Annotated in this window: 23 protein-coding genes and 1 riboswitch; of the genes, 6 read left to right on the forward strand and 17 right to left on the reverse strand. The window is 36.5% G+C overall.

Annotation, left to right across the window (positions count from 1 at the left end; all coding sequences use genetic code 11):
- Positions 1–107: 107 nt before the first annotated feature.
- Positions 108–1,337 (forward strand): aminopeptidase, encoded by a 1,230-nt coding sequence (locus ACUXEY_RS15580; protein ID WP_071757783.1) that lies wholly within the window; start codon positions 108–110, stop codon positions 1,335–1,337.
- A 40-nt stretch (positions 1,338–1,377) separates the two neighbouring features.
- On the opposite strand, the gene ACUXEY_RS15585 is transcribed toward ACUXEY_RS15580, so the two are convergent.
- From ACUXEY_RS15585 to ACUXEY_RS15630, 10 genes are all read right to left on the reverse strand, one after another.
- The gene (locus ACUXEY_RS15585; protein WP_461301050.1) at positions 1,378–1,701 is read right to left on the reverse strand and encodes a DMT family transporter; all 324 of its coding nucleotides are present in this window, start codon (positions 1,699–1,701) and stop codon (positions 1,378–1,380) included.
- Positions 1,702–1,749: 48 nt separating this feature from the next.
- Complete coding sequence (gene gabD, locus ACUXEY_RS15590; RefSeq protein WP_048529396.1) at positions 1,750–3,201, reverse strand: NADP-dependent succinate-semialdehyde dehydrogenase; 1,452 nt, start codon at positions 3,199–3,201, stop codon at positions 1,750–1,752.
- Positions 3,194–4,561 carry a sigma-54 interaction domain-containing protein gene (locus ACUXEY_RS15595; RefSeq protein ID WP_061655290.1) on the reverse strand — a complete coding sequence of 456 codons (1,368 nt, stop codon included), beginning with the start codon at positions 4,559–4,561 and terminating at the stop codon, positions 3,194–3,196. The genes gabD and ACUXEY_RS15595 overlap by 8 nt, the downstream gene beginning before the upstream one ends.
- Positions 4,562–4,678: 117 nt before the next feature.
- A complete protein-coding gene (gabT, locus tag ACUXEY_RS15600) occupies positions 4,679–6,043 on the reverse strand; it encodes a 4-aminobutyrate--2-oxoglutarate transaminase (protein WP_461301051.1) in 1,365 nt (454 codons plus the stop codon).
- 154 nt (positions 6,044–6,197) lie between these two features.
- Positions 6,198–6,944: an HAD family hydrolase gene (locus tag ACUXEY_RS15605; RefSeq protein WP_461301052.1), complete on the reverse strand. Its 747-nt coding sequence runs from the start codon at positions 6,942–6,944 to the stop codon at positions 6,198–6,200.
- A 139-nt stretch (positions 6,945–7,083) separates the two neighbouring features.
- The gene (locus tag ACUXEY_RS15610) at positions 7,084–7,989 is read right to left on the reverse strand and encodes a diacylglycerol kinase (protein ID WP_000977671.1); all 906 of its coding nucleotides are present in this window, start codon (positions 7,987–7,989) and stop codon (positions 7,084–7,086) included.
- A gap of 470 nt (positions 7,990–8,459) precedes the next feature.
- Entirely contained in the window at positions 8,460–9,887 is a 1,428-nt protein-coding gene (gatB, locus tag ACUXEY_RS15615) for an Asp-tRNA(Asn)/Glu-tRNA(Gln) amidotransferase subunit GatB (RefSeq protein ID WP_060629333.1), read from the reverse strand.
- A gap of 14 nt (positions 9,888–9,901) precedes the next feature.
- Positions 9,902–11,359, reverse strand: a complete 1,458-nt coding sequence (gatA, locus tag ACUXEY_RS15620; RefSeq protein ID WP_270705144.1) for an Asp-tRNA(Asn)/Glu-tRNA(Gln) amidotransferase subunit GatA — start codon at positions 11,357–11,359, stop codon at positions 9,902–9,904.
- Positions 11,360–11,374: 15 nt separating this feature from the next.
- The gene (gene gatC / locus ACUXEY_RS15625; protein ID WP_000086999.1) at positions 11,375–11,665 is read right to left on the reverse strand and encodes an Asp-tRNA(Asn)/Glu-tRNA(Gln) amidotransferase subunit GatC; all 291 of its coding nucleotides are present in this window, start codon (positions 11,663–11,665) and stop codon (positions 11,375–11,377) included.
- Between the two features lie 141 nt (positions 11,666–11,806).
- The gene (locus tag ACUXEY_RS15630; protein ID WP_001254393.1) at positions 11,807–12,043 is read right to left on the reverse strand and encodes a YiaA/YiaB family inner membrane protein; all 237 of its coding nucleotides are present in this window, start codon (positions 12,041–12,043) and stop codon (positions 11,807–11,809) included.
- A gap of 230 nt (positions 12,044–12,273) precedes the next feature.
- On the opposite strand from ACUXEY_RS15630, the gene ACUXEY_RS15635 reads away from it, so the two are divergent.
- The 4 genes from ACUXEY_RS15635 (at position 12,274) to ACUXEY_RS15650 (ending at position 14,728) form a co-directional block, all read left to right on the forward strand.
- Positions 12,274–12,756 (forward strand): MarR family winged helix-turn-helix transcriptional regulator, encoded by a 483-nt coding sequence (locus ACUXEY_RS15635; protein ID WP_429601760.1) that lies wholly within the window; start codon positions 12,274–12,276, stop codon positions 12,754–12,756.
- Positions 12,757–12,833: 77 nt separating this feature from the next.
- Positions 12,834–14,015 (forward strand): ArsA family ATPase, encoded by a 1,182-nt coding sequence (locus ACUXEY_RS15640; protein ID WP_461301053.1) that lies wholly within the window; start codon positions 12,834–12,836, stop codon positions 14,013–14,015.
- On the forward strand, positions 14,008–14,199 hold the full coding sequence (locus ACUXEY_RS15645) for a DUF3926 domain-containing protein (RefSeq protein WP_166703599.1): 192 nt from the start codon (positions 14,008–14,010) through the stop codon (positions 14,197–14,199). Before ACUXEY_RS15640 ends, ACUXEY_RS15645 begins: the two co-directional genes overlap by 8 nt.
- Before the next feature lie 58 nt (positions 14,200–14,257).
- Entirely contained in the window at positions 14,258–14,728 is a 471-nt protein-coding gene (locus ACUXEY_RS15650) for an HXXEE domain-containing protein (RefSeq protein WP_461301054.1), read from the forward strand.
- A gap of 167 nt (positions 14,729–14,895) precedes the next feature.
- Here ACUXEY_RS15650 and ACUXEY_RS15655 read toward each other — a convergent pair whose 3' ends face one another.
- From ACUXEY_RS15655 to ACUXEY_RS15665, 3 genes are read right to left on the reverse strand one after another with little or no spacing between them, the layout of a single operon-like run.
- Positions 14,896–15,750, reverse strand: a complete 855-nt coding sequence (locus ACUXEY_RS15655; RefSeq protein ID WP_000721604.1) for a MetQ/NlpA family ABC transporter substrate-binding protein — start codon at positions 15,748–15,750, stop codon at positions 14,896–14,898.
- 21 nt (positions 15,751–15,771) lie between these two features.
- Entirely contained in the window at positions 15,772–16,437 is a 666-nt protein-coding gene (locus ACUXEY_RS15660) for a methionine ABC transporter permease (protein ID WP_461301055.1), read from the reverse strand.
- Positions 16,427–17,446 carry a methionine ABC transporter ATP-binding protein gene (locus tag ACUXEY_RS15665; protein ID WP_461301056.1) on the reverse strand — a complete coding sequence of 340 codons (1,020 nt, stop codon included), beginning with the start codon at positions 17,444–17,446 and terminating at the stop codon, positions 16,427–16,429. Before ACUXEY_RS15665 ends, ACUXEY_RS15660 begins: the two co-directional genes overlap by 11 nt.
- A gap of 123 nt (positions 17,447–17,569) precedes the next feature.
- A riboswitch (SAM riboswitch) is annotated at positions 17,570–17,676 on the reverse strand.
- Between the two features lie 242 nt (positions 17,677–17,918).
- Here ACUXEY_RS15665 and ACUXEY_RS15670 point away from each other — a divergent pair.
- Positions 17,919–18,482 (forward strand): cysteine hydrolase family protein, encoded by a 564-nt coding sequence (locus ACUXEY_RS15670; RefSeq protein ID WP_461301057.1) that lies wholly within the window; start codon positions 17,919–17,921, stop codon positions 18,480–18,482.
- Between the two features lie 230 nt (positions 18,483–18,712).
- Here ACUXEY_RS15670 and ACUXEY_RS15675 read toward each other — a convergent pair whose 3' ends face one another.
- From ACUXEY_RS15675 to ACUXEY_RS15690, 4 genes are all read right to left on the reverse strand, one after another.
- The gene (locus ACUXEY_RS15675; RefSeq protein ID WP_000521652.1) at positions 18,713–18,862 is read right to left on the reverse strand and encodes a hypothetical protein; all 150 of its coding nucleotides are present in this window, start codon (positions 18,860–18,862) and stop codon (positions 18,713–18,715) included.
- A gap of 175 nt (positions 18,863–19,037) precedes the next feature.
- The gene (gene pruA, locus ACUXEY_RS15680; protein ID WP_060629323.1) at positions 19,038–20,585 is read right to left on the reverse strand and encodes an L-glutamate gamma-semialdehyde dehydrogenase; all 1,548 of its coding nucleotides are present in this window, start codon (positions 20,583–20,585) and stop codon (positions 19,038–19,040) included.
- Between the two features lie 152 nt (positions 20,586–20,737).
- Complete coding sequence (locus ACUXEY_RS15685; protein ID WP_048529418.1) at positions 20,738–21,508, reverse strand: TSUP family transporter; 771 nt, start codon at positions 21,506–21,508, stop codon at positions 20,738–20,740.
- A 96-nt stretch (positions 21,509–21,604) separates the two neighbouring features.
- Complete coding sequence (locus tag ACUXEY_RS15690; RefSeq protein ID WP_048529420.1) at positions 21,605–22,798, reverse strand: CamS family sex pheromone protein; 1,194 nt, start codon at positions 22,796–22,798, stop codon at positions 21,605–21,607.
- Positions 22,799–22,808: the final 10 nt, after the last annotated feature.

Raw genomic sequence — 22,808 nt, forward strand, 5'->3', positions numbered from 1 at the left:
CTCAATATATTTTGAGCTCTCTTTTTACGCTATATTTATATATATTTTTTGAATTTTCTTGTATTATATATAGTAAGAAATCTTTCAAATTAAAGGAGATTATACATATGTCATTTGAACAAACGTTAGAGAAATATGCTGCCCTTGCAGTCAATGTTGGTGTTAATATTCAACCAGGACAAACTTTATCAATTAGTGCACCTCTTGAAGCTGTACAATTTGTACGCCTCGTGACAGAAAAAGCATATAAATCTGGTGCAAAGCACGTATATGTGGATTGGAATGATGAGACGTTAACACGCTTAAAGTTCGATCTAGCTCCTGAAGAAGCATTCGCTGAGTTCCCATCTTGGAAAGCACACGCTCGTGAAGAATTAGCAAAAGAAGGCGCTGCATTTATGTCTATTTACGCAGAAAACCCGGATTTATTAAAAGGTGTAGAAGCAACGCGTATCGCAACAGCTCATAAAGTAGCTGGTGAAGCAATGAAAGTATACCGTGATTACGTACAAGCTGATAAAGTAAGCTGGTGTGTCATTTCTGTCCCTACGAAAGAATGGGCTGCGAAAGTATTCCCTGACGTTGCACCAGAAGAACGAGAAGCAAAACTATGGGATGCTATTTTCAAAGCTACTCGTGCTGATTTAGAAAATCCTGTGGAAGCATGGAAAGAACACGATAAAACGTTACATACAAAAGTTGATTACTTAAATGAAAAACATTATAAAGCTCTTCACTATACAGGTCCTGGAACAGATTTAACGATCGAACTTCCAGAAAAGCATGTATGGGCTGGTGCTGGTAGCTTAAATGAAAAGAACGTACCATTTATGGCGAACATTCCAACTGAAGAAGTATTTACAATGCCGCTTAAAACAGGTGTAAACGGTCAAGTATCTAGTACAAAACCGTTAGCATTTGCAGGTAACATTATCGATAACTTCACGTTAACATTTGAAAACGGACGTATCGTAGACTATAAAGCTGAAACTGGTGAAGAGGCTTTAAAACATTTAGTAGAAACAGATGAAGGTTCTCACTTCTTAGGTGAAGTGGCTTTAGTACCTCATGACTCACCAATTTCAAACACAAATATTTTATTCTACAATACGCTATTTGATGAAAACGCATCTTGCCACCTTGCAATCGGAAGTGCTTATGCTTTCAACTTAGTTGGCGGAAAAACAATGTCTAAAGAAGAGCTTGCTGAAAACGGAGCAAACACTAGTATTACACATAACGACTTCATGATCGGATCAGCCGAGCTTGATATCGACGGTATTACAGATGATGGAAGACATGAACCAATCTTCCGTAAAGGTAACTGGGCATTTTAATACAAATAAAAGGCTATCTTCCACAATGGAAGTTAGCCTTTTATGATGCCGATGAAACCTTAAGTCCAATTACTCCTAAAACGATAAAGAGAATACAAAACGCTTGGAATAAGCTAATGTGCTCTTTAAAAAAATACACGCTAATGATTGTAATAAGTAATGTTCCTACACCAGACCAAATGGCATAAGCGATACTTAAATGAATTTTTTTGACAACGATGGCAAATACGCTGAAACAAATTCCATAAAATACGAAAATAAGTACACTTGGAACGAGCTTTGTTAAACCATTCGATAATTTCATCACAATTGTTCCAGCTACTTCAAAAATAATTGTTACGAGTAATAATAGCCAATATATCATACTAGACTCTCCTTCTCTGTTACCTTATAGAGATTCTAGTATACTACCTTATAGCCCTAATGAAATATATTTAATTTCTAAATATTCCTCGATACCGAAATGGCCTCCTTCACGGCCAATACCACTTTCTTTAAAACCACCGAATGGTGCTTGTGCAACTGATGGAAGTCCATCATTTAATCCGATAATACCGTACTCTAACGCTTCGCTAATTTGGAATGCTTGACTAATATCTTTTGTGAAAATATAAGCAGCCAAGCCATATGGTGTATGATTTGCACGTTCAATTACTTCTTCAACTGTTTTAAATTTCGCAACTGGTGCAACTGGTCCGAATGTTTCTTCATTCATACAAAGCATTGTATCGTTCGCCAATCCAATTACAGTTGGTTGCATAAAGTGTCCATCTAGTTCTGCAACCTTTTGGCCACCATATAAAACTGTTCCACCTTGTTTAATAGCATCTTCGATATGTTCCTGTACTTTCGAAACTGCATGCTCGTCAATAAGTGGTCCTACAGTCGTTCCGTCACCGAAACCGTCTCCTACTTTCAACTGCCCTACTGCCTTTTGGAACTTCTCTGCAAATACTTCGTATACTTCTTCTTGAACGAATACTCGATTTGTACATATACACGTTTGTCCTGCGTTACGGAATTTCGAACCAATTACCGCATCTACCGCTTTATCTAAGTCCGCATCGTTCATAACAATAAACGGCGCGTGACCACCTAACTCAAGTGAAACCTTTTTCATCGTTTGTGCAGCACTGGCCATTAATTCCTTCCCAATTTCCGTTGATCCTGTGAAGGAAACCTTTCGAACACGTCCATCTTCCATCCACGTATCCGCAATTGCTTTCGCACTACCTGTTACAATATTTATTACACCTTTTGGAATGTCCGCTTCATGAGCTAATTCAGCTAATTTCAGCGCAGTTAACGGCGTTTGACTTGCAGGTTTTACAACTGCCGTACATCCTGCTGCAAGCGCCGGAGCTACCTTTCTCGTAATCATAGCGGCCGGGAAGTTCCAAGGCGTAATAGCTGCCATAACCCCAACTGGTTGCTTCATAACTAAAATACGTTTATTCGGATGAGAAGCAGGAATCATTTCACCGTATACACGTTTTCCTTCTTCTGCATACCATTCAACAAAGCTATTTGCATAATTCACTTCACCAAGCGCTTCTGCAAATGGCTTTCCTTGTTCTCTCGTCATAATCGCTGCAATCTCTTCTTTATTTTCATCAATAAGTGTGAACCATTTTTTTAACTTCATTGCACGGTCTGCTGCTGTTAACTTAGACCATGATTTAAAAGCTTCATGGGCAGCATCAACAGCTTGCTTTGCCTCTGTTACCCCGCCCTTTGGCACCGTTGCAAATATTTCTTTCGTTGCTGGATTATTTACTTCGATTTGTTCTTGCAATGTAATCCACTCACCATTTATATACATCGCCTTTTTCTCTACATTTACAAACGTCGCTTTTTTATCCAATGTTTTCTTCCTCCTCTATAAGTTTCTTTATTTTCCTCGTGGCAGCAGATTGACTTATTTTTAAAAACTCCGCTACTTTATAGCTCGATCCATATGTTTTATATGCTTTCAAAATAATATTCCGTTCTACTTCTTCTAACATTTTATAGAGACTTTGACCGGACTGTTCAACCGTTGATTCTTGCATCGCTATTGGCAAATCTTCTATCGTCACGATATCATCAGCAGTTATAACAATTCGCTCAATCACATTTTCAATTTCTCGATTATTTCCTTCCCACGGGTAACCAACAAACATTTGCAATGTGCTAGGTGCTAATTTTACATTCCGGCCATATTTCTCATTAAAGTGCTGTAAATAATGATAAATGAGCGGTAAAATGTCTTCAGTTCTTTCCCTGAGTGGTGGAATTACAATTGGAATGACATTCAGACGATAATATAAATCTTTCCTGAATGTTCCTTGTTTCACCATCATACTTAAATCTCTATTTGTGGCTGCTACAATTCTGACATCCACCTTTTTTAATTCTCTTCCGCCAATAGGCCGAAATGTCTTCTCCTGCAACACTTGCAAAAGCTTCGCTTGAATTTCAAGCGGCATTTCGCCAATTTCATCTAAGAAAAGAGTTCCTTTATGCGCGGATTCTAATAGTCCCTTTTTTCCTTCACGATTCGCACCTGTAAAAGATCCACCTGAGTATCCAAAAAGCTCTGATTCAATTAAATTTGTTGGCAATGCCGCACAGTTAATTTCATAGAAACTTTCATTCTTCCGGTTACTCACTTCATGTAAATGACGTACTAATCGACTCTTCCCTACTCCTGTCTCACCTAAAACGAGAACAGTACTATCTACTACAGATACTTTTTTAATTGTCTCGACTATTTTTTGCATAGCGATACTTTTAAAAATAAGTCCTTCATGTTCATATGTTTCTCTTAATTCTTTTTTATATGTTTTTAACTGATTATCCATTTCCTCTACCTTTTGACGTAATTGGTAGAGCTCTGTAAGATCACGAGAGTAACTAATCACTCTTCTTAAATTTCCCTCATCATCAAAAACAGGCCTTGTACGAACGTGTAAATACTCTCCTGATTTCGTCGTTTGGACGAGTTCAATCGGCCTCTTTTTTTCAATTACCTCTAACGTTGCCGATGGATAAAAGATACCATCCTTCTGCAACTCTTTTACATGCTTACCTACTAACTCTTTAGCAGCTAATTGATAGTGCCTTTCACATGTACTATTTACACGCACAACGATTCCCTTTTCGTCAGTCACAAAAATTTCGTCAAACGCATATTCAAATACATCTTGTAAATCCATTAACACTCGTTCCTTTTCTGCAACCATCCTAGCCACCCCTAGCTTCCAAAATCCATCGATTCACTTCACTACCTTTATTATAAAGTGAATTTTCTGCATTTTATATAGAGTCAGCTAGAATGTTTGCGATTTATTATTTAACTTTTAAACGCGAGCAGTATTTGCCTTCTCATAACAGACTTGCAATGACTCTTCAATGATTGTTAATCCTTCTTCAAGTTGCTCATCTGTAATTACTAATGGCATGAGCACACGAATAACATTGCCGTATGTCCCTGCTGATAGTAGAAGTAATCCGCGTTTGTTTGCTTCTGCGCACAAATTAGCTGTTAATGTTTTATCAGGTGCTTTCGTCTTACGGTCTTGAACGACCTCGAATGCACACATTGCCCCTAAACCACGCACATCACCGATGCAATTATATTTATTTTTCATCTCTTCAAATCGATTCATTACGACTTTTCCTAATTCTATCGCTCTATCATTTAAATTCTCTTTTTCTATTACATCAAGTACTGCTAATGCTGCCGCACATCCTAGTGGGCTTCCTGCATACGTTCCACCAAGCTCTCCTGGTGCAGACTCATTCATAATTTCCTTACGCCCAATAACACCACTAATCGGTACACCAGCACCTAATGATTTAGATACCGTAATTAAATCTGGAACGACATCATAATGATCAATAGCAAAATACTTTCCTGTACGGCTAAATCCTGTTTGAATTTCATCCGCTACAAATAAGATGCCGTGTTCTGAACAAATATTGCGTACTGCTTGCACAAACTTCTTACTTGGAACGATAAATCCACCTTCACCTTGAACAGGTTCCATGACAACGGCTGCAATTGTTTCTGGTGCTACTTCTGATATGAAGAAATTCTTAAACTCTTCAATTATAAAGTCATCGTACTGCTCTTCAGTTAGTCCTTCTGGGCGACGATATTTGTAAGGGAATGGCGCTTTATATACTTCCGGTGCAAATGGACCAAATCCAAATTTATATGGTTTTACTTTACTTGTCATCGTCATTGTCATTAATGTACGTCCGTGGAAACCTTTAGAAAATGCGATAATACCAGGCCTTTTTGTATATTTACGAGCGATTTTCACCGCATTCTCAACCGCTTCTGCACCACTATTTAAAAATAGTACTTGCTTATCAAAACTTCCTGGCGCTAATGCCGCAAGTTTTTCTGCTAATTCAATATATGGCTCATACATCATGACATTAAATCCAGTATGAATGTATTGATCTACTTGTTTATGAAGCGCTTCTTTCACAGCTGGATGACAATGTCCTACGTTAATTGTTCCAATTGCTCCTGCGAAATCAATGTACTGATTGCCATCAACATCTGTTACAAGAGCACCATTTGCAGATTGTACAAACGTTGGGATGCCGTTACTTACTCCTTTTGGTACTATATTTTGGCGACGTTCTAATAAAGACGCTGCTTTCGGTCCAGGAGTTTGTTCATTTACTTTAGCAAATTTTTTTGTGTTCATTACGTACCCCATCCTTTTCTTTACATTGTTTTCTCTTTTCATTGCAAAATGTATGCCAACATTCTTTTCCAGCATTCATCCTACATACCTTCTATGTCGACATAAAAAATAAGTCTATAAAGACTCATTAAGAGTCCTTATAGACTTATTTTTCTTACACATTAGACTTTCCTTGTTCCAAAATAAACTCACCCGAATGAGAAATAAACTCCCCAACAGATTGTAATACTAAATCAGCAAGTGGTTCTAACGTTTGACGATCTCCTGTACCAGATAGTACTCCAATTGCATAGCAATCACCGCCATTTCTCGCTAAATATAAATCAGTTGGTGTATCTCCAACGACGGCTACTTCACATGCTTTTAAATGAAACTTCTCACAAAAAGATTCTATAATTCTTTTATCTGGTTTTTGTGCTGGAAACGTATCTGACGCTACAACATAATCAAAAAAAGACTCTAATTGATACTGTTTTAAAAACAATTCTGTCGGTGCAAAATCATCAGCTGTAACAACACCTAAAATAAATCCTCTATCTTTTAAACTTTGTAAAATTCTCGGTAAATCCGCCGTCATTTTCATATAGGAACGATGCTCATACATAAGAGAAAATAATTTTTCACTTACCCACTCATGCATCTCCTCTTCCTTAGATGACGTAATATACTTACAAAGCCCCTTTGCTACATCGAGGCTTGTTCCAGCAGCTATTGCACTACGAGGATGAACAAATGCCCCCTCCACGCCGATCTCTTTTAATAAAGTAGGCTGCATTGACTTTGGCAGTTGATATAAATTGATACATTCCGCCACAAGTTCTTCAGCTACTTTTATCCAAATCGAATGAAAATCCATTAATGTCCCATCTTTATCAAATAGTATTGCTTTTATCTTCTCCATAGCACACCCTACCTCTCATCTCTTATCTCCTCCAGTGTATCAATAAAGTATGGATATAAAATAAACGAATTGTAAAAATACCATAAAAATCAAACTAACTTCCAATTTACAATTCCTCTATATAATAAAAAGGATGCCTTTACAGGGCATCCTCTTGATGTTCAGGAACAAATAGTTCGAGACAATGATATATATTTTCGAATTCCATCGGGGCATCTCCACCGTATTCACCATCTAAATTAATCATTAGTTTATCTGGTGAATGTACTTTAATTCGATTTGCTTGTGTGTATAGCACTTTTGGATTGTTAATATGTTCACCACGCTGCGCTTGTGTCGCTGCTTTAATTAAGTCAGCGATAGACCCTTTTTTCAGCACTAATAAATCAAATAAGCCATCGTTAATTGATGCATATGGTGCTACCTTTTCAAAGCCGCCTACTGAACGAGTATTCGTAATTAAAAACATCGTAATTTCTTCTTGTAGTAATTTTCCATCATACTCAATTTCAACATATGTTGGATGCAATGACGGTAACATTTCGATACCTTTTAAATAATAAGCAAGTTGTCCTAATACTGTCTTTAGCTTACTCGGTACTTCATATGTTAATTCTGTAATACGACCGCCACCAGCGATATTAATAAAATATGTATCGTTTGCTCTACCAAGGTCTAATGGTACAGTTTTTCCTTCACAAATAATATCTGCTGCCTCTTCAATAGAACGAGGTACACCGATTGCACGTGCAAAGTCATTAGTCGTTCCAACTGGAATAATTCCAAACTTTGGACGGTGTTCATGCCCTACTAAACCGTTCACCACTTCATTTAACGTGCCGTCACCACCAGCTGCGATAACAACATCAAATTTACGATCCGCAGCTTGCCTCGCCGCCACAGTTGCGTCTCCAGGACCCGTTGTCGCATGACAAGACGCTTCATATCCAGCTTGTTCTAATTTTTGTAATACTTCTGGTAAACTCTTCTTAAATAGCTCACGCCCAGAAGTAGGATTATAAATAATTCTTGCTCGCTTCATCATTTATTAGCACAGGAAATTTCTTTATGTATTGAAAAAGAACATACCGAACTTGTATTCAGTATTCCCATGCCTACCTCCTCTCATCTTCCTATCCTTTTTTTATCTCGCTCAAACAGGCAGTAAGAACCCGGTTCGTGTAGCCCATCAAAAATAAATATTCATTTCGATGGTTTTGTTTTATTTGACAAAAAATTTATGTCCATCTATTTCCTCGTAACAATTTACATATAAAGAATAATAATTATCTATTATTTCATGAGATGAAAAAAACCTCTATGTCTAGATTTATCATTATTCCCACCTTTTTGCAACTATCATACCATAGTTGCTATACAAACATTTTTCCACTTTTGACAGTTAATCAAACGTTTGTTTAAACGATTTCCTCTCATTTAAACAAACGTTTGATTAACCTAGAAAAACACCCATGTACGGGTGTTTTTCTGCTTAATCTTTACAAGTTACTATTATTATCGCTTATTAATCTCTTCAAGTAAGATTTTGTTAACAAGCGGTGGATTTGCTTGTCCTTTTGTAGCTTTCATAATTTGACCAACTAAGAAGCCAATTGCACGGTCTTTACCGTTTTTAAAGTCTTCGATAGATTGCTCATTATTATCCAGAATTTCTGTTACAACTTTACGAAGTGTACCCTCGTCAGAAATTTGAACAAGACCTTTTGCTTTAACGATTTCTTCTGGGTCTCCACCTTTTTCAATTAATTCGTTAAATACTTTCTTCGCGATTTTAGAAGAAATAGTACCTTTTTCAATTAATTGAACCATTTTAGATAAACCAGCAGGCGTTAATGCAACGTCTTTTAATTCTTTTTGTTGTTTGTTTAAGTATGCAAGTACTTCACCCATTAACCAGTTTGATGTTAATTTCGCATCAGCACCGTCTGCAACAGTTGCTTCGAAGAAATCAGACATTTCTTTCGTTAATGTTAATACATGTGCATCGTAAGCTGGTAAGCCAATTTCTGAAACGTAGCGAGCTTTACGCGCATCTGGAAGTTCTGGAATAGAAGCTCGAACTGCTTCTTTCCACTCATCGTCGATGTAAAGTTCAACTAAGTCTGGCTCTGGGAAGTAACGGTAATCGTCAGATCCTTCTTTCACACGCATTAAGATTGTTTTCTTCGTTGCTTCATCATAACGACGTGTTTCTTGTTGGATGATACCACCAGATAACAATTCTTTTTCTTGGCGCACTTGCTCGTGCTCAAGACCTTTTTGTACGTAAGTGAATGAGTTTAAGTTTTTCAGTTCCGCTTTTGTACCGAACTTCTCTTGTCCAACTGGACGAAGGGAAATGTTCGCATCACAACGCAAGGAACCTTCTTCCATCTTACAATCAGATACGCCAGTGTATTGAATGATGGATTTTAACTTCTCTAAGTATGCATATGCTTCTTCTGGCGTACGCATATCTGGCTCAGATACGATCTCGATTAAAGGCATACCTTGACGGTTGTAGTCTACTAATGAACCATCAGCTGTATGCGTTGATTTACCAGCATCTTCTTCTAAATGAAGACGTGTAATACCGATACGTTTCTTTTTACCATCTACTTCGATTTCAATCCAGCCATTTTCACCAATTGGCTTATCAAATTGAGAAATTTGGTAAGCTTTCGGATTATCTGGGTAGAAATAGTTTTTACGGTCGAACTTCGTTTCCGTTGCGATTTCACAGTTTAATGCCATTGCAGCTTTCATTGCAAAGTTAACTGCTTCTTTATTTAAAGTAGGAAGTACCCCTGGGTATCCTAGGTCAATTACACTTGTTTGTGTATTTGGCTCCGCTCCGAATTCTGTTGGACTCGCAGAGAAAATTTTCGAATTTGTTTTTAACTCAACGTGAACCTCTAAACCAATAATTGTTTCTAAATTCATCTATGCTCGCCTCCTTACAGACTTGCTTTTTTTGTATGATAGTCTGTTGCTTGCTCAAACGCATGTGCAACGCGGTAAATTGTCGCTTCATCGAAGTGTTTACCAATGATTTGTAGACCAAGTGGCATATTGTTAGCACCGAATCCACATGGAACAGAAATCGCTGGAACACCCGCTAAGTTTACTGGGATTGTTAAAATATCATTTGCATACATTGTCATTGGATCATCAACTTTTTCGCCCACTTTAAATGCCGGAGTTGGCGTTGTTGGTCCAATAATAACATCGTAGTTAGCAAATACATTTTCAAAGTCGTTTTTAATTAATGTACGTACTTGTTGTGCTTTTTTGTAGTATGCATCATAGTAACCAGAGCTAAGTGCAAATGTACCAAGCATAATACGGCGTTTTACTTCATCACCGAAACCTTCGCTACGTGTGTTTTTGTAAAGGTCTAATAAATTATTTACATTATCAGAACGAACACCGTAACGTACGCCATCAAAGCGTGAAAGGTTAGCAGATGCTTCAGATGAAGATAGTAAGTAATACGTTGCTAGAGCGTATTTAGAGTGCGGAAGAGATACTTCCTCCCAAGTTGCGCCCATACCTTCTAATACTTTTAAAGCTGCTAGTACTGACTCACGAGCTTCTTCGCCAACACCTTCTCCTAAGTATTCTTTCGGTACAGCAATGCGTAACCCTTTAACGTCGCCTGTTAAACCAGCTAAGTAGTTTCCTACTTCAACGTTTGCAGAAGTTGCATCCATACGGTCAAGGCCTGAAATAGCTTGTAATAAGTATGCATTATCTTCTACTGTACGTGTAATCGGTCCGATTTGGTCAAGTGAAGATGCAAATGCTACTAATCCGTAACGAGATACACGTCCGTAAGTTGGTTTTAAACCTACAACGCCGCAATATGCAGCTGGCTGACGGATAGAACCACCTGTATCAGAACCTAGAGAGAATAATACTTCTCCTGCTGCTACAGCTGCTGCAGAACCACCACTAGATCCGCCTGGAACATAATCTAAGTTCCATGGATTTTTCGTAGCGTAGAAACCTGAGTTTTCATTTGAAGAACCCATTGCGAACTCGTCCATATTTAATTTACCGATTGTAACTGTGTCAGCAGCTTTTAGCTTTTGCACAACTGTTGCATCATAAATTGGATCAAAGTTTGCTAACATTTTGCTCGCACAAGTAGTACGAAGACCGTTAGTTACAATGTTATCTTTTACACCAATTGGCATACCAAATAATAAACCATTATCTTCAGCACCAATTTTCGCGTCTAATTCTTTCGCTTTCGCGCGTGCGTTTTCTTCATCTAATGTAAGAAAAGCTTTTACGTTATCTTCAACATCCGCAATACGTTTGTAAGATTCTTCTACTAAATCCGTAACGGAAATTTCTTTGTTGTTTAATTTCTTATGTAACTCTGATACTGAATGATCAAATAATGACATCGAAATTCCCCTCCTCTATTCTAATACTGCTGGAACACGGATTTGATTATCTTTGTGATCCGGTGCATTTTTTAATACTTCTTCGACTGGTAAACCTTTTTCTGGTACATCTTCACGCATAACATTTTTCATAGTTAATACATGAGTTGTTGGTTTTACATCAGTTGTATCTAATTCATTTAACTGTTCTGCAAATGTAACAATTGCATCTAGTTGTTTTTGAAATTTTTCTGCTTCTTGATCAGTAATTGCAAGACGTGCTAAATGTGCTACGTGCTTTACATTCTCAACGGAAATTCTTGACACGGCTAGGCCACCTCCATAATATATCGTTCAATCTACAATACTATTGATGATACCAAATTTTCAGTACTTCAAGCAAGTCAACACACGGCACTTACTGCATTTTTACATAAAAAAAGAAAGGCGAATGCCTTTCTTTACAATTTACTCTTTATCTAACGGTTTATTTTTCGGAAATCTCTCGTTATCTTCTTCATTATCACGAATTGTTTTTTGTAATACAAAACAAGACATCGTTAAAAATAATGTTCCAATTAAATAATATCCTTTTACACTAAGCGTTTCATCTAACGTATAAATTCCAATTAGCATACCTGAAAGCGCACAAACAAATGAAGTCCATGCTAAAAACGTGAACGCTTGCGTATTACGTCTTCTCATCGTTCTCCCCCTCGTTAGCTGTACATCCATTATAGATAAGTATATTTACCACGATGGATTTTTATGTAAATTCTAGTTTTATATTTATAAATCTATCACAAAAGGATAATATTTTAACTGTTTTTTCTGTCTAATCTGAAAAAACAGTTAAAATTATTGACATTTATTTCAATTCTACATAAAATAAAAACAAATATTACGAACCTCGAAATATACGGGAGTGGAATTAATTGTTGCAATACGAACATTTTTTAGACTTACTGCTAGATAACGCCAAGAAACTTTTCTATCCTGAGGAATGGGTAAGCCTAGATTTAACACTTTCTAAAACTGAAGTATTTTGTTTACTTTGGATGGAGCGAAATACAGATATTACAATGACAAAAATCGCTGAACTTCTTGGTATACCGATGAGTACAACGACAGGTGTTGTAAATCGCCTCGTAAAAAAGGGATATATCGAAAGATACCGTGATGAAAACGACCGACGCATTGTATTAATTCGTTTAACAGAAAACGGTGTAATGCTCGTTCAAGAAGTAAAACAAAATGCAGCCCATTACTTTAACCTAGTGACAGAAGCGTTATCAGAAGAAGAAAAAGCATTCTTACTACAAATCTTCCAAAAGATTATGAACCACATTGCTACGTCACAGCAAAAAACTGAAGAAAAGATTTCTACACCTAAAATGAAAAACATTCCGATTGAATAAAAACCCTACTAGGGTTTTTATTCAAAAAAATATTTCGATACTCGTAATATTCGATACTCGAAACAAAGGGGATATGGATGATGAGAATTATTTTGTATACCGGTAAAGGCGGCGTAGGAAAAACTAGCATTTCAGCAGCAACAGCACTTCAAAGCGCAAAACAAGGATTAAAAACTTTAGTGATGAGTACAGACCCAGCCCATAGTTTAGGAGATTCATTTAGTATAAAACTTTCTTCTGAGCCATTAGAAATTCGTGAAAATTTGTGGGCACAAGAAATTAATACGATTTATGAGATGGAAAAAGGCTGGGGAAAGTTACAGAAATACATTACCTTGCTATTCACTTCCAAAGCAGCTGATGATATTACAACCGAAGAGTTAACGATGTTTCCTGGTATGGAAGATTTAATCAGCTTACTTCGCGTACTCGATTATTATAAACAAAACACATATGACGTTATTATCATTGATTGTGCTCCAACAGGAGAAACATTAGCCATGCTCAGCTTTCCAGACATGCTCGGCTGGTGGATGGAAAAGCTCTTTCCTATTAAAAGAAAAGTTTTAAAAGTTGTTCGCCCTGTAGCTCAACCACTTCTTGGTGTCCCCCTTCCAACTGATGATATTATGGACGAATTAACAAGTACACTTGAACAGCTTGGAGAAATGAGAGATATTTTATCAAACCGAGACGTAACAAGTATCCGCATCGTTGTAAATCCCGAAAAAATGGTCATTAAAGAGGCTCAGCGTAGCTTTACTTATTTAAACTTATACGATTATAACGTGGACGCCATTATGATTAACCGTGTCATTCCTAACACTGTCACCGATCCTTATTTTCAAGCATGGAAAGATACTCAAAAGAAATATAAAACATTAATTCAAAATAGTTTTGATCCACTTCCTATTTACGAAGCTCCTATGTTTGAACAAGAAGTTATTGGTTTGTCTATGTTAGAGCGTGTAGGAGATGCTTTATTTAAATCAGATTCTTCTCCTACGGAAGTGAAATTTAACGGTCGCACTCAATATGTAAAAAAAGAAGGCGATGAATATATTTTTGTACTATCCATTCCCTTTTCGAATAAAAGTGAACTCTCATTAAATCAAAAAGGCGATGAGCTTATCATTCGTGCTGGTTCTGTTAAGCGGAACATCACATTACCAAAAACGTTAACACATCTTTCTATTCAAGGAGCAAAATTCGAAGACGATGTACTAAACATTCGATTTGGAGGTGTAGTGCATGCGTGAGGAACTACTAAGGAAGGTAATTCATGCAAAAATAAAAGTCGGTATGAATATATTAGAAGAGTTACCTGCACCAATCCAGCAATCAGCTAAGCAAATGCTAAATATTTTACAAGAGGAGCTAGCTGCTTATCCGAAAGAACGAGAGCACCAAGAAGATAATTTAAAAAGTATTATAATTGAATGAACATCTCTGGATAGAGGGCCTTTGTAGGCTTTCTATTTCCATATTGGAGTGATATAAGTTGTTGAAAAAACATTCCACTATTATGCTTTGGATTATTCCCTTGTTATTTTTCATTCATAACCTTGAAGAATCTTTCCAAATGCCGCAATATCTTGCTAATCAATTTTCAATTCATTTTATAACAAGCCAACAATTTTTCATTGCCATTTCCACATTAACAATCTTTGTCTTACTGATCGTCTTTCTATATCAACTAAACTTCTTGTCCTCTATATACTGGATTATTTTTATACAAGGGGCTATATTCTTCAACTCCATTCAACATATTATTTTGTTTTTCATTTACCGTTCCTATAACCCTGGCGTAATATCGGCAGCTTTCATTTTCACCTTTTCGATTTTCTTTTTTTCATCCCAAAAACACTTAATTTATCAAAAGAAATTCGTAATTACACTCATTTTCAGCTTATTTTCTTACCCTGTTATAATTTGGATTACCTTACTATTCGCTAGCTACTTTCATTCATAAAAAAAAGACCAGGAAAACTCCTGGTCCATTACTCTACTTAACAAACATTGGATTCTACGTTATACAGAATTGGAAGGTACAGAATTAGGGATTGTTTGTTAAGTAGATTATATGTTGAACGAACTAACAGCGGAGGGGTTCCTACGGTTAGTCGTTAAACCCGATAATTATTTTACGATTTTTTCAAGCTCATCAAGTGAAAGATCTACTGAAATGGAACCATCATTTGTTTCTTTCTTAATTGCATCTGTTACTTCTTTTGAATGATATAGTTCAATTACTTTTTTCAGTGTTGGATCATCTTTATCTTTCGTACGAGCTGCGAAAATATTAATATATGGCTTCGCATTTTCATTCTTTGGATCTTCTAAGAAAATTGGATCCTTCGCTGGATCTAATCCAGCTTGACCAGCAACACCGTTATTAATAACTGAAGCTGCAACATCTTTTAATACACGAGGTGTTTGCTGTGCGATAACCGGTGTAATTTTTAACTTCTTCGGATTTTCAGCAATGCCGCTTGGATCCCCAAATAAGCCAAAGTCTTTCTTAAGCTTTAATAATCCAGCTGCATCAAGAAGTTTTAATGCACGAGCTTGGTTCGTTGGATCATTTGGAATCGCAATTTCTGAACCATCTGGAATTTCATTTGCCTTCTTATATTTTTCAGAGTATAAGCCCATTGGTGCAATTTGCGTTGTACCAACAGCTGTAATATCTAACTTATGCTCTTTTTTAAACTGCTCTAAGAAAGCAATATGCTGGAATGAGTTTAGTTCAATATCTCCATCAGCTAGCGCCTTATTTGGCGTTGTGTAATCAGAGAACTCAACCAGTTTAATTTTAATTCCTTCTTTTTCAGCTTTCCTCTTCAAAATTTCCCAAGCGTCTCCATCCGTTCCAGTTACACCAACGCGAACTACTTTTTCTTTAGCTCCTGCCCCTGTGTCTCCACTTGAACAGCCACTTAACGCTGAAACTCCTACAATCGCTGATAATGCAAATGCTAAAATTTTCTTCATTTTCTTTTCCCCTCTTCCTTTTTATGATCTGCGTAAAAAGACTTTCGCAAAGTAGTTTCCTAAATTTTGAGCTACCTGTACAAGAATGATAAGTAAAACGACCGTTACGAACATAACTGATGTATCAAAACGTTGATAACCATATGTCATCGCTAAATCACCAAGACCGCCACCACCGACAAGCCCAGCAACTGCAGAAAATTCAATTAAACCAACTGTCATAAATGTAACCCCTAAGATCAATGGCGCTAACGCTTCTGGCACAAGAATTTCAAAAACAATTCTAATTGGCGAAGCCCCCATTGCTTGAGCTGCTTCAATGACTCCCTTTGGAACAGAAACAAGATTTGTTTCAACCATTCTAGCAATGCCGATTGATGCAACTAACGTCATTGGGAAGATTGCTGCTACTGTTCCAATCGTCGTTCCGATAACACTTCTTGTTAGTGGGCTTAAAGCTACTAAGAAGATAATGAATGGAACCGGACGAATTGTATTAATAATGATATTAAGAATAGAAAAGACCCATTTATTTTCCAAAAAGTTTCCTTTTCTCGTTACATATAATAGTAAACCTAGAGGTATACCAAGAATTGTAGCGAATATAAGGGTTACGATTACCATTAAGAGGGTATCCCCCGTCGCATCTACTATGCGAGGCCAAAATATACTCCAATCAACTCGCATGAGCTTCTACCTCCTTCAACTGCACTTGCAGTCTTAGATGTTGTAATGCTTTTTGAATTTCTTTCTGCTCACCTTGTAGCTCTACAAGTAGATTTCCAAATAGCACATTTTGAAGTTCAATAATATTTCCGTAAAGCACGTTTACATCGACGTTATAGTTTTTCGCGATATATGATAGTACTGGCTGCCCTGTCTCTTCACCAGTAAATGTTAAGCGATAAATCTGTCCGCCATTTTGAATTTTCCCTAGAACACTTTCTGGTAAATGATCATTAATAATAGAACGCACAAAGTTTTGAGTCGTCTTTGTTTTCGGTTGTGTGAAAACGTCAAACAGTTTTCCTTCTTCAATAACTTTCCCTTTCTCCATTACAGCTACACGATGACATATTTCTTTCACAACATGCATTTCATGTGTAATAAGAAGAATTGTTACATTATATTCTCGATTTACTTTCTTTAATAAGTTCAAAATTTCTGTCGTTGTTTCTGGATCTAAAGCTGACGTTGCCTCATCACATATAAGAATATCCGGTGATGTTGCAAGTGCTCTAGCAATGCCAACACGTTGTTTTTGGCCACCTGATAGTTGCTCTGGATAATAGTCTGCTTTATCTTCTAACCCGACAAACTTCAGCAGCTCATTTACTCTTTCTTTTATCTCATTCTTTGGTACTTTCGCTAACTTTAATGGGTACGCAATATTTCCAGACACTGTTCTTGAATTAAATAAATTAAAACTTTGAAAAATCATCCCGATTCTTTTTCTTAGCTTCCGTAATTCTTTCGTCGATAGTGATGTAATATCTTTATCATCTATTGAAATCGTTCCTGCCGTCGGTCTCTCTAACATATTTACTAGGCGTAACAACGTACTCTTTCCAGCGCCACTAAAACCGATAATACCGAAAATTTCGCCCTTCTCAACTGATAATGTTACGTCTTCCACCGCATGAACAGATTGCCCACCTGATTCATATACTTTACTTACGTTGTTAAAAGAAATCATTTTCTTCCCTCCTATATGCTGTAAAAACTTGAAGTAGAGCTTTCGAGGTAAAATAAAAAGTGCTCTCCCTCTTATCAAACATAAAGATAAGAAGGAGAGCACTTATATGTACTCGGTCACATCTTCTCATCTTCCAAGCCTTTTATAAAGCTTGCTGGAGTTAGCACGGTATTAAAAAACCCGTTGCTGAGGTATCGTAGGGCCAGTCCCTCCACCTCTCTGGATAAGAATGTATCGATTTAATTGTCGTTTAATTAATTCTCATTATAGAACTCAGAATAATAAGAGTCAATACATTTTTCAGAAAAATATTAATTATTTCTCTATTAAAATTTTCAAATAAAAGATTACAATATAATATTGGTTTTTAAAGTTATGTAAAATTCTTCTCCTTCATATTTTTTTAAAAGGAGAATCCTCTCTATAAATTGAATACCATTATTTGAATATGAAATTGGAGGAAGATAAATATATGAAAACAGCTCTTTTACTCGTTGATATTCAAAATGATTATTTTCCGCATGGAAAGATGGAATTGCGTAATCCAGTAGAGGCAAGTGACTATGCTGGTCAGCTACTACAACTCTTTAGATCGAAAAACGAACCTATTTTTCATATCCAACATGTAGCAATAAAAAATGAAGCTACTTTTTTCCTACCCAATACAGAAGGTGTACATATTCATGAAAGCGTACGTCCACTTAGAGAAGAAACCGTTATACTCAAACATTATCCAAATAGTTTTCGCGAAACCGATCTTCTAGAACAATTACAACGTTTAGCTATTGAGCACGTCGTCGTATGCGGGATGATGACTCATATGTGTATCGATGCTACCGTAAGAGCTGCTTTTGATTTCGGTCTTCAATGTACCGTTATACATGATGCTTGTGCTACAAAAGATCTTTCTTTTAAGAATGCTACTATACCAGCCGTTTATATTCATAACACAATTTTGGCTAGTTTAAATGGCGTATATGCAAATGTAATGAGTACAGCGGAGTTTGTAGCTACAAAAAAACACTCCCTTCAGTGAGCAAAACCGAAAGGAGTGTTTCTTGTCAAACCATAGATTTTCTTTCAAATTGTATTATACAGGAAATCCTTAAAATGAATACTAAAAAATGCGACTAATAAGTCAACTTTTTTCGTTGCTTTGTTTCTATTTACATGTTTATCCCGATATGAATAGGGTTTAGCTAGTTACACTTACCAAATGGTAATATATGGTAAGTGTTTTGAATTCAAATTAACTAGTCTCTCCTATTATTTATCTGTTTGTTTTTGCTTCTTTTTCAAATACTCCGCACGCAAATTTTCAATTTGCTGCTTTTTATCAAATTTGGCAGGCGTCTGTTTTTCATGAAACTTTGCCACAGCTACCTGACTCTTGTAATCTAATTGATATTTTCCCACTTTGTTCACCTACTTTTCTTGTCCTTAAAGAGAATCTATTCAACAAATATAATATATCTTATTTACTGAAGTAAACCTTATTAGTTTTTCTACTTATATCTATCTTAATCACATATGAAAAGTTTTTCAAAAAAAAGAGACCTTCGCATACTGCGAAGATCTCTTCTACTATTTCTTATAAAGTTTCAGAAGTAGTTTTTGCTTGCATGTGAAGCGCTAAGTAGTCAGGGCCACCAGCTTTAGAGTCTGTACCAGACATGTTAAAGCCACCGAATGGTTGGTAACCTACGATTGCACCAGTACATCCACGGTTGAAGTATAAGTTACCTACGTGGAAGTCTTCACGTGCTTTTTCAATGTGGTCACGGTTGTTAGTAACAACAGCACCTGTTAAACCGTATTCTGTATTGTTTGCAATTGCAAGTGCATGGTCAAAGTCTTTTGCTTTACAGAATGCTACTACTGGTCCGAAGATTTCTTCTTTCATTAAGCGAGCATCTTCTGCAACGTCAGCAACGATTGTTGGTTGGATGAACCAGCCTTTAGAATCGTCTCCTTCGCCACCTGCTAAGATTCTACCTTCTTCTTTACCAATTGCAACATAGCTCATTACTTTATCGAATGCAGCTTGATCATTAACAGGACCCATATTTGTACCTAATACAGCTGGGTTAGCAACTGTTAATTCTTTCGTTAATTCAACAGCACGATTTAATACGTGATCGTATACATCTTCATGGATTACTGCACGAGAACATGCAGAACATTTTTGTCCTGAGAATCCGAATGCTGATGCAACGATAGATTTAGCTGCTAATTCAAGATCTGCTTCTTTATCAACAACGATTGTATCTTTACCACCCATTTCAGCGATAACGCGTTTTAACCAAATTTGGCCTGGGTTTACTTTCGCTGCACGCTCATAAATACGGATACCTACATCACGAGATCCAGTGAAGCTCACGAAACGTGTACGAGGGTGATCTACTAAGTAGTCACCAACTTCAGAACCATTACCTGGAACGAAGTTTACTACGCCAGCTGGTAAACCAGCTTCTTCTAATACTTCCATGAATTTCGCTGCTACTACAGGAGTTGTACTAGCTGGTTTTAGTAATACTGTGTTACCAGAAACTAAAGCAGCTGTTGTCATACCTGCCATAATTGCGAATGGGAAATTCCAAGGAGAAATGATAACACCTACTCCTAATGGAATGTAAGAGAAACGATTATATTCAATTGGACGGCTTTCTACTGGAATTCCGTCTTTTAATTTTAACATTTGACGACCATAATATTCCATAAAGTCGATTGCTTCTGCTGTATCAGCATCTGCCTCATTCCATGGTTTACCTGCTTCTTTTACAAGAATAGCAGAGAATTCATGTTTTCTGCGACGAACGATTGCTGCAGCGCGGAATAAAATGTCTGCACGCATTTCTGGCTTTGATTTTCTCCAAGTTTGGAATGTTTCATCCGCTACTTGCATTGCTTTTTCAGCTAACTCACGGCTTGCTTTTGAAACGCGACCAACAAGTTCCTCTTTATTTGCAGGGTTTACAGAAACAATTTTGTCTTCTGTAGTGATTTTTTCTCCCCCAATAATTAATGGATAGTCTTGTCCAAGATAAGATTCTACTTTCTTTAAACCTTCTTCAAACGCTAATTTGTTAGCCTCCACTGAAAAATCTGTAAATGGCTCATGTTTGTATGCTACTACCATCCTTTTAGCCTCCCCTTAGAAAAACGTTTACATTTTACAACATTATTCTACACGATAATTTAGATTTATTCAAATATTCCTAGACTTATATTTTAAAAATTAATTAATTTTTAAAATATAATAAAAAAATAGATTTATACAAACGTATAACTCTACAAAATATGAGTATATTCCAAAATGTTTTTTCCAATTAATAAAATAGTTACTAATAAAAATAAAGTCCTTACATATCCAACACCTTTTTGAACTGCAAACTTCGATCCAAAATAAGCGCCCAAAATCATCGATAATCCCATAATAATACCGTATTCAAAATGAATTACATCCAAAAATAAAAAAGTAATTAAAGATACAATATTACTAACAAAGTTCAAAAGTTTTCCAGATGCTGCCGCTTGAATAAAATCCAAACCAATTAATAAAAATGCAAAAATTAAAAAGGATCCTGTCCCTGGGCCAAAAAAACCATCGTAAAACCCTATCATTAAGATAACGAAGAAAAATATTAATGTTTTTCTTTTCGTCATCTTCTTATAGGTAGATACACTTCCCCAATCCTTTTTCGCGATAATATAAATGGCAATAAACACCAACATTACAAGCACTAACGGCCGTAAAATATCCGGTGGAATAAACTTTACTACTAAAGCACCTGCGACGGCCCCTATAATAGTTAACGGGATTAACTTTCCTACAATTTTAAAATCGACCTTCCCCGATCGAATGAAATAAATCGCACTCGTAAACGTCCCCATCGTTGCAGCTAATTTATTCGTTGCAATTGCCGAAGCTGGTGGTAAACCAACAAACATAAGTGCCGGAAGCGAGATTAATCCTCCACCGCCAACAACTGAATCAATAAAAGCTGCTAAAAAGCCGAATGCAATTAATAAAATAATGACTTGAAAACTTAATTCGTCCATGTGCTTTACCCCTTACCCCCATTATTTATAACATTTTAAATTATAACAAAATTCTTCGAGAAAAAAAGCCGTTCCACAAAGGAACGGCCCTTCTATTTAATCTAAAATTTTCACAAACGGTTCATCTTGCTTCGCTTCACGTATAATAATCGCTTCTGGACGTTCTACAGATTTAATCGTTACTTGTACTTTCATATAATTCGGGAAGTATTCCATAACAAGTCCGGCTACATATTGTGTAAAACCAATTATTTCTGCTTTCCCATTAAACTGGACAGGAATATCAAGCTTTACTTCCCTTAATTCATCGTCTCTATACATACCAGTACCGATAACAGCTGTATAGTCGCCTTGGAAATAATCGCTTAGTTTTGCTTTAAAGTTTGATACTCTCGCCAGATCTTCACGTTTATTATCTGTTTTCGCTTGTTCAGATGGGAATAAATAATATTTCTCATTAATTTGTTTCCAATCTTCAACGGTTTCACTGCCTTTTTCAACATTCGCATAAGAAACAAAGTTACCTGGCACGAGTGAAGCCTTTGGAGCCTGACGATAAATTGCAAATGTTATCGGAAGGTTTTTTGTTGTAGGCTCTTTTTGATGCATAAATTTCAAGACTTCTTGCGCCATTTTTTTCCCTTCAGCTAACATTTTTTCTTGCTCAATTTTAGCCTCACGCGGATAACCATGCTCTTCCTCGTAATAATGAACCGAATTCATTGCTAAACCAACTACAATGCCTTGGAGTTCATCTGTTTCGCCTTTTTTCACATAATAATCATGCTCTAAAATATTGGAAATATATATTGGATTTTTTTTATTTTTTGCCTCTAATGATTCAGATCCTCCACCTAACGCTGGGTTTAACCCAATGTTTGGGAATTTAACGGCATCTTTTTTTAATTTGTCCTCTAGTTCCTTTTGCTCAGCATCTGTACGCTTTCTTTTAACAAGCATCTGCACATTTTGAGTATCTAGAGTACTTCCACCTTTAAAGAAATGATCTTTCGTACTAAAAGATTCCTTCGCAATACGCATTAATCCTGTTTCAAATTCATCTATATCAAGACGATTATTTACTCCTTGCACGACTAAACCACGTGCCTTTCCACCATCAAATGGAATAGTCGTCTTATAATATTCATCCGACATAGCGTATTTTGGAACAACTGATTGTTCTTTTGCTTTCCCCGATTTTTCAGCCACTTTTTCATCTTTGTCGGCACCTGCACTACACCCACTTACAAGTAGACCAAGGCTTAATACCGCTAATGCTATTTTTTTCATGGTAAGTTTG

This window comes from Bacillus sp. F9_6S_D1_P_5 (assembly GCF_054823925.1).

Bases quoted from the DNA above. Each gene is read 5' to 3' on its own strand.
- ACUXEY_RS15580 (WP_071757783.1), top strand. From the start codon at position 108: ATGTCATTTGAACAAACGTTAGAGAAATATGCTGCCCTTGCAGTCAAT.
- ACUXEY_RS15585 (WP_461301050.1), bottom strand. From the start codon at position 1,701: ATGATATATTGGCTATTATTACTCGTAACAATTATTTTTGAAGTAGCT.
- ACUXEY_RS15595 (WP_061655290.1), bottom strand. From the start codon at position 4,561: ATGGTTGCAGAAAAGGAACGAGTGTTAATGGATTTACAAGATGTATTT.
- gabT (WP_461301051.1), bottom strand. From the start codon at position 6,043: ATGAACACAAAAAAATTTGCTAAAGTAAATGAACAAACTCCTGGACCG.
- ACUXEY_RS15605 (WP_461301052.1), bottom strand. From the start codon at position 6,944: ATGGAGAAGATAAAAGCAATACTATTTGATAAAGATGGGACATTAATG.
- ACUXEY_RS15610 (WP_000977671.1), bottom strand. From the start codon at position 7,989: ATGATGAAGCGAGCAAGAATTATTTATAATCCTACTTCTGGGCGTGAG.
- gatB (WP_060629333.1), bottom strand. From the start codon at position 9,887: ATGAATTTAGAAACAATTATTGGTTTAGAGGTTCACGTTGAGTTAAAA.
- gatA (WP_270705144.1), bottom strand. From the start codon at position 11,359: ATGTCATTATTTGATCATTCAGTATCAGAGTTACATAAGAAATTAAAC.
- ACUXEY_RS15630 (WP_001254393.1), bottom strand. From the start codon at position 12,043: ATGAGAAGACGTAATACGCAAGCGTTCACGTTTTTAGCATGGACTTCA.
- ACUXEY_RS15640 (WP_461301053.1), top strand. From the start codon at position 12,834: ATGATGAGAATTATTTTGTATACCGGTAAAGGCGGCGTAGGAAAAACT.
- ACUXEY_RS15645 (WP_166703599.1), top strand. From the start codon at position 14,008: ATGCGTGAGGAACTACTAAGGAAGGTAATTCATGCAAAAATAAAAGTC.
- ACUXEY_RS15655 (WP_000721604.1), bottom strand. From the start codon at position 15,750: ATGAAGAAAATTTTAGCATTTGCATTATCAGCGATTGTAGGAGTTTCA.
- ACUXEY_RS15660 (WP_461301055.1), bottom strand. From the start codon at position 16,437: ATGCGAGTTGATTGGAGTATATTTTGGCCTCGCATAGTAGATGCGACG.
- ACUXEY_RS15665 (WP_461301056.1), bottom strand. From the start codon at position 17,446: ATGATTTCTTTTAACAACGTAAGTAAAGTATATGAATCAGGTGGGCAA.
- ACUXEY_RS15670 (WP_461301057.1), top strand. From the start codon at position 17,919: ATGAAAACAGCTCTTTTACTCGTTGATATTCAAAATGATTATTTTCCG.
- pruA (WP_060629323.1), bottom strand. From the start codon at position 20,585: ATGGTAGTAGCATACAAACATGAGCCATTTACAGATTTTTCAGTGGAG.
- ACUXEY_RS15685 (WP_048529418.1), bottom strand. From the start codon at position 21,508: ATGGACGAATTAAGTTTTCAAGTCATTATTTTATTAATTGCATTCGGC.
- ACUXEY_RS15690 (WP_048529420.1), bottom strand. From the start codon at position 22,798: ATGAAAAAAATAGCATTAGCGGTATTAAGCCTTGGTCTACTTGTAAGT.